This is a genomic window from Pigmentiphaga sp., assembly GCF_019689535.1.
In the GTDB taxonomy this organism is placed as follows: domain Bacteria; phylum Pseudomonadota; class Gammaproteobacteria; order Burkholderiales; family Burkholderiaceae_B; genus Pigmentiphaga.
Genome location: NZ_JADGHH010000115.1, coordinates 1 through 10,842, shown reverse-complemented (window position 1 = coordinate 10,842; position 10,842 = coordinate 1). Strand labels below are relative to the sequence as shown.

The 10,842-nt window shown below is 64.7% G+C and carries 9 protein-coding genes; 6 read left to right on the top strand and 3 right to left on the bottom strand.

The genetic code is table 11. The annotated features are described in order from the left end of the window. The first annotated feature begins 406 nt into the window (after positions 1-406). Positions 407-1,261: an OmpA family protein gene (locus IRZ12_RS11150; protein WP_296468367.1), complete on the top strand. Its 855-nt coding sequence runs from the start codon at positions 407-409 to the stop codon at positions 1,259-1,261. A gap of 37 nt (positions 1,262-1,298) precedes the next feature. Here IRZ12_RS11150 and IRZ12_RS11145 read toward each other — a convergent pair whose 3' ends face one another. After that, positions 1,299-2,990 (bottom strand): Mur ligase, encoded by a 1,692-nt coding sequence (locus IRZ12_RS11145; RefSeq protein WP_296468365.1) that lies wholly within the window; start codon positions 2,988-2,990, stop codon positions 1,299-1,301. Positions 2,991-3,204: 214 nt separating this feature from the next. On the opposite strand from IRZ12_RS11145, the gene IRZ12_RS11140 reads away from it, so the two are divergent. Together IRZ12_RS11140 and IRZ12_RS11135 are read left to right on the top strand one after the other, a co-directional pair. Continuing rightward, complete coding sequence (locus IRZ12_RS11140; RefSeq protein ID WP_296468363.1) at positions 3,205-3,660, top strand: Rrf2 family transcriptional regulator; 456 nt, start codon at positions 3,205-3,207, stop codon at positions 3,658-3,660. A 79-nt stretch (positions 3,661-3,739) separates the two neighbouring features. After that, positions 3,740-4,933 (top strand): MFS transporter, encoded by a 1,194-nt coding sequence (locus tag IRZ12_RS11135; protein ID WP_296468361.1) that lies wholly within the window; start codon positions 3,740-3,742, stop codon positions 4,931-4,933. Here the strand turns inward: IRZ12_RS11135 and thiD are convergent. Continuing rightward, entirely contained in the window at positions 4,921-5,745 is an 825-nt protein-coding gene (gene thiD / locus IRZ12_RS11130) for a bifunctional hydroxymethylpyrimidine kinase/phosphomethylpyrimidine kinase (protein ID WP_296468359.1), read from the bottom strand. The two genes, IRZ12_RS11135 and thiD, sit on opposite strands and share 13 nt — an antisense overlap. Before the next feature lie 192 nt (positions 5,746-5,937). Between thiD and IRZ12_RS11125 the strand changes: the two genes are divergently transcribed. After that, on the top strand, positions 5,938-6,237 hold the full coding sequence (locus IRZ12_RS11125) for an antibiotic biosynthesis monooxygenase (protein ID WP_296468357.1): 300 nt from the start codon (positions 5,938-5,940) through the stop codon (positions 6,235-6,237). A gap of 48 nt (positions 6,238-6,285) precedes the next feature. On the opposite strand, the gene IRZ12_RS11120 is transcribed toward IRZ12_RS11125, so the two are convergent. Continuing rightward, positions 6,286-8,601 carry an EAL domain-containing protein gene (locus tag IRZ12_RS11120; protein WP_296468355.1) on the bottom strand — a complete coding sequence of 772 codons (2,316 nt, stop codon included), beginning with the start codon at positions 8,599-8,601 and terminating at the stop codon, positions 6,286-6,288. A gap of 131 nt (positions 8,602-8,732) precedes the next feature. Here IRZ12_RS11120 and IRZ12_RS11115 point away from each other — a divergent pair, with 131 nt between their 5' ends. Beyond that, the gene (locus IRZ12_RS11115) at positions 8,733-9,413 is read left to right on the top strand and encodes a protein-L-isoaspartate O-methyltransferase (protein WP_296468353.1); all 681 of its coding nucleotides are present in this window, start codon (positions 8,733-8,735) and stop codon (positions 9,411-9,413) included. A gap of 32 nt (positions 9,414-9,445) precedes the next feature. Continuing rightward, positions 9,446-10,744 (top strand): TolC family outer membrane protein, encoded by a 1,299-nt coding sequence (locus tag IRZ12_RS11110; protein WP_296468370.1) that lies wholly within the window; start codon positions 9,446-9,448, stop codon positions 10,742-10,744. Positions 10,745-10,842: the final 98 nt, after the last annotated feature.

The following is a 10,842-nucleotide window of genomic DNA, read 5'->3' as shown; positions in this document are numbered from 1 at the left end:
AAGCATTGCGAATATCTATTTTCGAAAAACAATCGCCAGCTTCGCCCGAGGAAAATTATTTCGCGCCACCTTACTCGACGCCAAATGCGCGCGAATCATGGTTTTCCCGTATTTTCGGCATGATCCTTACGGATGCTTACCATAATCCAACCTTGCGCCTAATATTATGATGACGAAAATAAAATTGGACCGAACCGTAAACTGACCAACATCAAGTGTGATATTCACAAAAAATAGATGCGCCCATTTTTCAATTAATCGAAAACTTGCGAATATTTAATCGGACCCCGGTTTTGTGGAATAACCTCACGTCGGTTTTCTTCCTGCAGGCCGGTTTCGATTTATTCCGCCGATGCCCCCGGGCACTTGCTTGACTGTTCCATCCGGCTTCGAACAAGGACACCACATGAGAATCACTACCGTTGCAGCCGCCCTAGTCGGCACCCTGGCACTTGCCGCCTGCTCTGCTCCCCAGAAGCGCGAAGAGCCCAAGGATCCGATACAGATCACGCAAGACCCTTCAGGCTTCCAGAACATCGAGGCCCAGGTCGGCAAGCTGCCCTCTCAGTTCCTGCGCAATGGCAAGCCACTCGACATGAATCGCTTCGCCCAAGTCAGGCCGGGCGCGACCAAGCAAACCGTGATCAATGCGCTGGGCCAGCCCGTGCAAGCCGGCGCCAACGGACGTGCGTTCGACTACGACCTGACCCTGCCGCTGCAAGGCCAGAACGTCCTGGTCTGCCAATACCGGGTGAATTTCGACGCGCGGGATACGGTGACGTCCACGATGTGGCGCCGTCCGCAATGCCAGGCGATCGCCGACGCGATGAAGCCCGCGCCGGCCCCGGTTCCTGCGCCCGCGCCCGTGCGCACCATTTCCATCGCGGCGGACGTGCTGTTCGATTTCAACAGCGCCCGCCTCACGCCTGCGGGGCAGGCCGAGCTAGACCGTGCCATCGCGCCGCTGCGCGGGGAGTCGGCGCCGTATGAAGTGCATATCGTCGGGCACGCGGACCGGATAGGGTCGGCTGCCGCCAACCAGCGGATTTCCCTGGAGCGCGCACAGGCCGTCCGCGATTACCTCGTCTCGAAGGGGCTTTCGCCTTCCCGCGTGAGCGTCGAAGGTCGCGGCGCATCGGAACCCGTCGTGCAATGCCAGGGCGTACGCGGCGGCGCCGCGCTGCGTGAATGCCTGGCGCCCAACCGCCGCGTGACGTTGAACATCCGCAGCATCCCCGGCACCGCGCCCCAGGGCCGTTGAACCTCGCTAGAAGAAGAGAGAAGAATGCAGGCGGCGCCTATGCCGCCGCCTGCAGGCGCAGCGCCCGCACCCGCCCGCCGGCCTGCAGATAACGCAGATACGCCACCAGCCCCGACAAATAGTGCTCGACGTCGTCGATGCGCACGCGGAAGGCATGGTGCCGGATGAAGAAACTGCCGACGATGCGCGCCGGGTTGCGGAAATACATCGCATACTCCGGCCAGAAATGCCCGTTCTGCAGATAGTGGGCGCGCCGCTCCAAGGCCTCGTAGAAGGCATCGAGGTCCACCGCATTCAATAGCGGCCGCATCTCCGGGTACATGACAAGCCGCTGCAACATGGTCTCGGCGGCCATCATCAATTCGAGCAGAGTCGGGAAAGTCGTAATGCGATCCCGGACGAAGTCCAGGTAATCGGCGAAGTTCTTGATGCCGAACTCGAAATACTTCGCCTGCGGCCGGTAAGTCGTCAACTCGTTGACGCAATAGCTCAGCCAGTGATCGTGCGCCTTCCAATGCTCGGCGGAAAGGAAATAGTCGAACGCGCGGACCACGGCCTCGAGCCAGCGCGGCTCGCGCGTCAGGCCGTATAGGCGCATCAGCCCGAACGCCGCCTCGCCGTCGTAATAGATGATGCGGAACGGCTCCTTGACCGAGAGGTCCGGATAGTTCAGCACGTGCACGAAGCGGCCCGTCGCCGGGTCCTGCATGAACAGGACGCCCTCCGCCAGCGCCGCCATCAGCGCATGATGGCGATCGGTGCCCGTGACCTGCGCATACTTGCTCAGCGCCAGGAGGCATACGGCATTGCCGCCCAGCTTGACCTCAGAGCCATCGACCAGGAACGCGCCGCGGCGCCCGTCCGGGAGCTCGGCCTGTGCGATCAGCTTGGTGGTGAGATAAGACAGCGAGCGATCGATGGCCTGCTTGAGTGTTTCATCGCGCGTCACTTCCCACGCCTCGATCATGGCGTAGGTCGTGCTCGCGTGTCGCAGGCTGTTATAGGCGTTGATGGGGCGGTCGAAACAAGGATGCCATCCGTAATGGAACTTGCCACTCTCCTGGACCTGCGAAGCGAGGTACAGGGCGCCGCGCTCGATCAGCTCGAATACGTCTTGGTCAGTCAGGCGGTCACGCACCCTGCGCCCGGCGTTGCGCCCCGGGCCGTACAAGAGATGGGTTCGGGCCTCGAGCGCATCGCGAAAAACCCCCCGCGTCGACAGCACATAGACCGCCCTGTCCCTGCCGGGGTCGAGTTCGGTTCCAGCGCCATAGCGATTGGCAGCATACACATTGAAGTTATGCAGGTTGACCGTGGCGTGCGCGACCTCGTTGCCGCCATAGAGCATGGCGTTGCCGTTGAGCTCTTGCTCCAGGAAGGCGATCTTGAGCCCGCGGTCCAGCGCCACGCCATAGCGGTAATAGTTCCGCTTGGTCTTGGCGAGCTCTTCCGACCATGCCTTCATGGTCGTCTCCCGCACCCCCTCCACCCAATCGATGCGCAGCCAGCGCACTTGCATGCCGCGCCGCCGCACCAACTGTTCGAGCTTCTCGGTGCCGGCAAGCCACGCGCTGGCGAAATCCGATGCGCTGGCGTGGCGCACGCGCGCGCGGGACGTGCCATCGGAAACCGAGAAAAACAGGGTGCACGCCGGCCAGTCGCCCCCCGGTGAACGGAAGTTCGCTTCGACGTGCGGACGGACCTCGGCAAGAAGCTCAGAAAGATGCATGCAGGGAAAAGAGGAACGACGAACTCCGGGACTGCCGAATCCTAACCGCCTATCGACGGCGCGTCCATCCGGACCCGAACCGCCATACCACTTCCGGCGCGCCTCGGCCAAGGCGCCGCGGCGTGCCAATCGGGCCCTGCCCTCACATGCAAGGGCTTGACCCAGCCTAGACGTAACCAATATAGTTACGACAAAACACCCCGCGGGCCTTTTCATGAGTTCCAACAGCCGGCTGACGATCGCAATACACATTTTGGCGTGGATGTCCCTCGTGGCGAGAAACAACCCCGACCCGGTCACGTCCGACCGCATCGCCGCAAGCGTCAACACCAATCCCGTCGTCATCCGGCGCATCCTCGGGCGATTGTCGAAGGCGGGCCTCGTCAAGAGCCATCGCGGGGCCCATGCAGGATGGACCTTGGCGCGTGCCCCGCAGGCCATTTCCCTGCTCGACGTATATCGCACGGTGGAAGACGCGCCGTTGTTCGCCCTGCATGCGTCCCGCCCCAATCCGGCCTGCCCCGTTGGCTGCGGAATACAACCGGCGCTGAGCCGCGTCTATGCATCGCTCGGCGAGGTACTTCACGAGCACATGGCGCGCATCACCATCGAAGACATGCTCGCCCAGATACTGAAGCGTTCCAAGGAGTCCCCAAGCAGGCGGAAATAAAGGAACGAACACCCCGCCAGGCAAGGTTTTTTTGCGCCCCTTGATGTAACCATTATTGTTACGACATAACGGAACTGCCATGAACCTCCGACTTCTCACCCTCGCCTTGGGCACCTTCGCCATCGGCACCGACAGCTTCGTGATGGCCGGCATCCTGCGCGAGATTGCGCAGGATTTCGGTGTCGGCATCGACGCCGCGGGGCAAATGATCACGGCGTATGCACTGTCCTACGCCATCATGACGCCCGTCATGGCCGCCTGGACGTCGCACTGGCCGCGCCGCTTCGTATTGGGAAGCGGGCTCCTCGTGTTCACGCTCGGCAATGCGCTGACTGCGCTGGCAGCCAGTTTCGAAATGGGGTTGGCGGGCCGGATCCTGGCAGGCGCCGGTGGCGCGCTCTACACGCCCGCAGCCAGCGCCGCGGCGGCCGCCCTGGTCGCCCCCGAACAGCGGGGGCGCGCGCTCGCCGTCGTCATGGCTGGCTTGAGCGGCGCTACCGCGCTAGGCGCCCCCATCGGGACGCTCGTGAGTGGGCTGGGCGATTGGCGCATGACCATGTGGTGGGTCACCGGCCTAGGCCTCCTCGCGGGCACGGGCATCGCCCTCGCACTTCCCCGGCTCGTGGGAACCGCTAAGCTGACCCTGGGCGAACGCCTTGCCCCGCTACTCGACCCCCGCGTGGCCTGGACCCTGGGAACGACCCTGCTCGTATTGGCAGGGCTGTACACCGTCTATAGCTACGCCAGCGTGGCATTCGAGCGCGCGACGGACGGCCGCAGCGACATCCTCGCCATGCTGATCGCAATCTGGGGCGTGGCGGCCACGCTTGGCAATCTCGTCGCAGGCGCGTTGACCGACCGGTTCGGCAGCCGCTGGATCATCAACATGGCGATCATCGCCGTGGGCATCGACTTCGCACTCATGCCGCTATCCAGCGCCGCACTGCCGACCTCCATCGCGGCCCTCGTCGCATGGGGGCTGTGCGGCTGGGGCCTGATCGTTCCCCAACAGCACCGGCTGATCGGCATCGCCCCGACGCGCGCGCCCATCCTGATCGCGTTGAACGCCTCGACGATCTACCTCGCCGTCGCCGCGTCGGGCGTGCTCGGGGCCGCCATGATCCGGATCGTCACGCCGTACGGCCTGGGGCTCGTCGGCGCGGTCTTGATCTTCCTCGGCTTGGTTACCGCAGAAGTGGCGCATCGGAAGATCGAGAAACCCGGCCATGGCGTTTCCGATCGTCCCGGGCAAGCCAGCTCCTACCACCACTGATGGAAATGATGCACCGGCCCGTTGCCCGAGCCCACGCCCAGGCTGTCCGCGTGCCGAATGGCCTCGGTCAGGTAATGCTTGGCGCGCTTGGCAGCTTCCGGCACGTCTTGGCACTGCGGCAGCAACGCGGCCAAGGCAGCCGAAAGGGTGCAACCCGTGCCATGCGTGTTGCGGGTGTGGATGCGCGGCGCAGCCAGTTCGATCATGCGATCGCCGTCGTGCAGCAAATCGATGGCCATGTCGCCGGGCAAATGGCCGCCCTTGAGGAACACCCAGCGCTCGCCGCTATGGGCGAGCTGCTCGCGCAGGCGCTCGGCCACGCGGCGCATTTCCTTGACCGTGTCCACGGGGCGTTGCTCGAGCAAGACGCCGGCCTCGGGCAGGTTCGGGGTAATCATGGTGACTTGCGGCAGCAAGGCCTCGCGCAGCGCGCCGACCGCATCGCGGGTCAGCAGCGAGTCGCCGCTTTTCGCGACCATGACCGGGTCGAGCACGACGTAGGGCGGCTTCCAGTGCGCAAGGCGTTCGGCGACGATTTCGGTCACCGGCCGGCTGCCCAGCATGCCGATCTTGACGGCATCGGCCGGCACGTCGGCGAACAAGGTATCGATCTGCTGCGCCACGAACGCGGGCTCGACGGGCCGCACGCCCGTCACGCCGTGGGTATTCTGCGCGGTCAGTGCCGCGATGACGCCGCACCCGTAGGCGCCGAGTGCGCTCATCGCCTTGATGTCGGCCAGCACCCCTGCGCCGCCGGACGGATCGACGCCCGCGATAGTAAGTGCCTTGGGAATGGGTTTAGCGGCTGACATGAAAACCTCGTGCAAATGGACGACGCCGCCTCACGGCGGCTGATGCCGCCAAGTATAGTGTGCCGTCCGTCCGTCCGGGGCGGGGCGGCATGAGCCGTTTGCACGAAGCTTGCCCGGCGCCCGCCGTGCGCGAAGGCGGGTAACATAAGGGCCCGCTCTCCCTGCAACCGCCCTCCCTGCAAGAGGCTCGCCATGATTTACGAAATCGCGCAGATCGAAATCCGACCGGGCACGCAAGAAGCATTCGAAGCCGGCGTCCAGACGGCAGCGCCGCTGTTCCAGCGGGCCAAGGGCTGCCACGGCATGCAGCTCCAGCAGACGCTGGAAGACGCCAATACCTATTTGCTCGTGGTGCAATGGGAAACGCTGGAAGACCACACCGTGCACTTTCGCGGCTCGGAAGACTTCAAGGCCTGGCGGGCCTTGGTGGGCGAGTATTTCGCCAAGCCGCCAGTGGTGTGCCACACCACCACAGTCGCCAACCCCTTCTGAGGCCAAGCCTTACGGGGGCCAAGGCCGCGCCGCGGCGCGCGCCTGCCCCTAGGCGAGTTTCTCTTCGACGCCGTACTTTTCGAAGAACACCCGCACCTCTTCGGCCGGACACGGCCTCCCCACGAAATACCCCTGGATCTCGGTGCACCCGGCCATGCGCAATTGGTCCCACTGCGCCTGCGATTCCACCCCTTCGCCCGTGGTCTGCATGCCCAGGCTGTGGCCCAGGTTGACGATGGCCTGCACGATGCGCGCGGACTCCGGATTCGTACAAATGCCTGCCACGAAAGCCATGTCTATCTTGATGCGGTCGGCGGGGAACCGGCGCAGGTACAGCAGTGAGGAGTAGCCGGTGCCGAAATCGTCGAGCGCGATCCGCACGCCCATGCTGCGCAGTTCGTCCAGCGTGCTGTGCACGTAGGCCGTGTTCTGGAGCAGCACAGTCTCGGTGATCTCGAGCTCGAGGCGCTCGGCAGGCAAATTCGCGGCCTTCAGCGCGCCGCGCACGTGGTCCAGCAATTTTCCGCTGCGAAACTGCCATGCCGAAACGTTGACGGCCACGCGCACGTTGCCTGGCCACTTGGCGGCCTCGGCGCACGCCATGTCGAGCACCCACTTGCCCAGCGGCACGATCAGGCCGGTTTCCTCCGCCACCGCGATCACCTGCGGGGCGCCCAGCTCGGCAAGGCGTGGCTCACGCCAGCGCAGCAGGGCCTCGAAGCCTTCCAACCGGGCCGTTTGGGTGTTCACGAGCGGCTGGTAATACAGTTCGAACCCATGCCGCTCCAGCGCCTCGCGCAGCGCCGTCTCGGCCACGCGGCGCGTCGCCTGCGCCGCATCCATGCTCTTCTCGAACATGCGCCACCGGCGCCGCCCTTCCCCGCGCGCGCACAGCAGCGCCGTTTCGGCGTGGTTCAACAGCGCGTCGGCATCATCGCCCGGCCTGGACAAGGCAACCCCGACGCTTGCGCTCAGGACGATCCGGTAATTGCGCACGTACCAGGGCTCGGCGATGGCGGCGATGAGGGATGCCGCCAGCACCCCGATGGACTCCGGATCGGAAGCATGGCGCACCACCGCGAACTCGTCGCCCGCCACGCGCGCGACGAAATCCTCAGGCCGGGTCGCTGCCTGGATGCGCTGGGCGACTTTCTTCAGCGCGAGGTCGCCCACGTCCTGCCCCAGCTCCTCGTTCACGTCCTTGAAAACGTCGAGGTCGATCAACAACAGCGCCGTCTGCGCGCCATCAGGTGGCTCGGGCCTGCGCGACAGGGTTTCGATGAAACTCAAGCGATTCGGCAGCCCGGTTAGCGTGTCGCAGCGGGCCATGTCGTAGGCGGCGCGCGCGATTTCGTATTGGTTCCTCAGCTGCCGGCTGCTCAGCATGAAGCAGACGCCGATGATGATGCACAGCAAGGTCGCGCCGCCGACGATGACCCACGCATCTTCCCGCCAGCTCGCCACGACGGTGGACACGGGCACGCTAACCTGCAGCACGACCGGATACGCCGAGGGCACGGCGACCGCAGCCAGGCGTCGCACGCCGTCCACCGTGCTCGTCATCTCCACCGCCTTGCCTTCGCGCATGACCGGCAAGCCGTGATCGCCCTCGTGCAGCGCCATCAGGCGCTTGCCGATCACTTGCCGCGGCAGCGGATGACCCGCCAGCAGATGGCCGTCCGAACGATACATGGCGATCTCGGTCTGCTCACCGGCCTTGATCTGTTCGTAGAACTCCTCGAAGTACGCCGTCGGCATGCTGCCCACCGCCATGCCCAGCAGCGCACCCTCGGCATCGCGCACCTTGCGCGCAAAATAAATCGTCCATCGGCCAGAGGCCGGGCTGAGGTAAGGCAGGCTCAGGAAGGTCTCCGCCTGCCCATTGCGGTGCAGCGAACGGAAAAACTCGCTACCGGAGAGATCCACGTACGGCGACGACTGGGGACGCGAGGAATTGAGCAACACGCCGTCGCGGCTCACCACCGACAGCGCATCGACGTAGCTCAGGCTGCTGGCCTTGGTTTCGAGCAACTCGACGATCTCGCTGCTGCCGGCCAACTGCACGAAGGCGTCATGCGTGTGGCCGCCCCGCTCTTTGATGCGGTCGGCGATATCTTGCTGCGCTCCCTCGACCGCCTCGAACGTGCGCTCGACCTCTTCGGCGAGGACCATCGCCAGATTCGTCAATTCGCGCGATTTCGCGGCGATGGCGCGCTGATGCAAATTGTTGACCAACGCCGCCGCGGAGACGGCAATGAGGACGATCAGGCCGCAGGCGAGTGCGGCGAGGAACCGCGCACGCCCCGTGGTCGGGACAGCAGGAGCCTGCGTCGTGGGGCGCGGCCCAGGTGTAGGAGCATACATAATGAGTTGGCAGGCCGCCCCTGAATCCTGTGATATTGCTAGACTAGCGATCGCCGCGCAGGCCGTACGGCCATAGGCCGGTTAAAATTGCCCGTTTTCTTACGGTTTTCGTTAATTCCTAATTATCTACCATGAACGCAGCCACTTTTCCAGACGTCGAACAAGCCCGCTTCAACATGGTGGAACAGCAAATCCGCCCGTGGGATGTTCTCGACCAGAACGTCCTGGAACTGCTCTTCAAGGTGAAGCGGGAAGACTTCGTACCGCCGTCGATGCGCTCCCTGGCCTTCGTCGACACCGAGATTCCGCTGCGCTTCGACGACTACGACAGCGGCGAATGCATGCTCGCTCCCAAGGTGGAAGCCCGGCTGCTGCAGGAACTGGCGCTCAAGCCCAGCGACAGCGTGCTCGAAATCGGCACCGGCTCGGGCTATCACACCGCCCTGCTGGCCAGCATGGCGCAAACCGTCACCTCGGTGGAAATCCTTCCCCGCCTTGCCTCGTTTGCCCAGGCCAACCTCAAGCGCGCCGGCATCGCCAACGCCACGGTGCAGGTCGGCGACGGCAGCAAGGGCTGGGGCTCCACGGAATACGACGCCATCCTCGTGACGGGCTCGGTGCCAGAAGTGCCGGATAGCCTCAAATACCAATTGCGCGTGGGCGGCCGCCTGGCGATCATCGTCGGCCAGAACCCGATCATGACCGCACTGTTGATCACCCGCACCACGGCCGCCACGTTCGAAACCACCTCGCTGTTCGAAACGCTGGTCAAACCCCTGCGTGGCGTGACTATCTCCAAGTTCAAATTCTGACCGGAGTCTCCGTGCTGCCCACACGCGCAAGGCTGTACGTCCCGACGCTATGCGCTCTGCTGAGCGCGTGCGCATACTTTTCCCCGGCCGCGGCCTTGGACCTTGCGCAAGCCTACCAAGCCGCGCTGGCCAACGACGCCACCTTCGCTTCCGTGCGGGCCGCATACACGGCAACTCTGGAGAAACTCCCGCAGGCCCGCGCGGGGCTGCTGCCCTCGATCGGGCTGACGGGCACCCGCGCGGAAGCCTCCACCACGCGCCTGCCGGGGGTGCAGTACACCAGCGAGAGCTACACGCTGCAATTGACGCAGCCGCTCTTCCGCTGGGCCAACTGGCAAAACTACGAGCAGTCCAAGCTGCAGCTCGCCATCGGTGAAACACAGCTCGCGCAGGCACGGCAAGACCTCATCCTGCGCGTGGTCCAGGCCTACTTCGACGTGCTGGCGGCGCAAGACAACCTCGCCTTCATCCGCGCGCAAAAGGCAGCCATCGAAGAGCAGCTCGAAGCGGCCAAGCGCAACTTCGAGATCGGCACCGCCACCATCACCGACACGCACGAAGCCCAGGCACGCTACGACCTCGCCGTGGCGCAGGAGATCCAGGCCGAATCCGAGCTCACGGTACGCACCAGCGCCCTGCAGCAAATCATCGGCCAGGCGCCCGACACCCTGGCCAAGCTCCCGGAGTCGGTCAAGGTACCCGCGCCGGAGCCCGCCAAGCTCGAAGCCTGGACGCAGCAGGCCGCCGCCAACAACCTCGCCGTCGCGCAAGCCAGCCTGGCCACCGAAATCGCCAAGCGCGACATTGAAATCGCCAAGAGCGGCCACTACCCAACCGTGGACCTGACGGCCAACATCGGCCGCTCGCGCGGCTTGGTCGGGCAGAACGTGGTCAACGATTTCTACACCACGCGCTCGGTAGGCGTGCAGGTATCGGTGCCGATTTTCTCCGGCTTGGGCACGAGCGCGCGCGTGAATGAAGCCGTGGCCCTGTCGGAGAAAGCCCGTCACGATCTCGAAGCGGCGCGCCGCGCCGCCGTGCAGAACACCCGCGTCGCCTTCCAAGGCGTCAACGCCGGCCTTGCCCAGGTCCGCGCCTTGGAAGCGGCGCAGGTTTCCAGCCGCAGCGCGCTGGAGGCGAACAAGACGGGCTATGAAGTCGGCGTGCGCATCAATATCGACGTGCTGAACGCGCAGCAGCAGCTCTACTCCACGGAACGGGATCTTGCCAAGGCGCGCTATGACGCGCTGATGTCGGGGCTGCGGCTGAAAGCGGCCGCGGGCATCCTCTCGGAAGACGACGTCGCGAAAATCAACGCGCTGCTGCGGTAGGCAGAGGCTCGAGGCCTTGTCGAGTTCTTGACCCGTCCTTTTCCGGCCTGGGGGCGGGTGCGCCGCGGGGGCGCAGCGGGACCGGCTCCGTCTAAGCC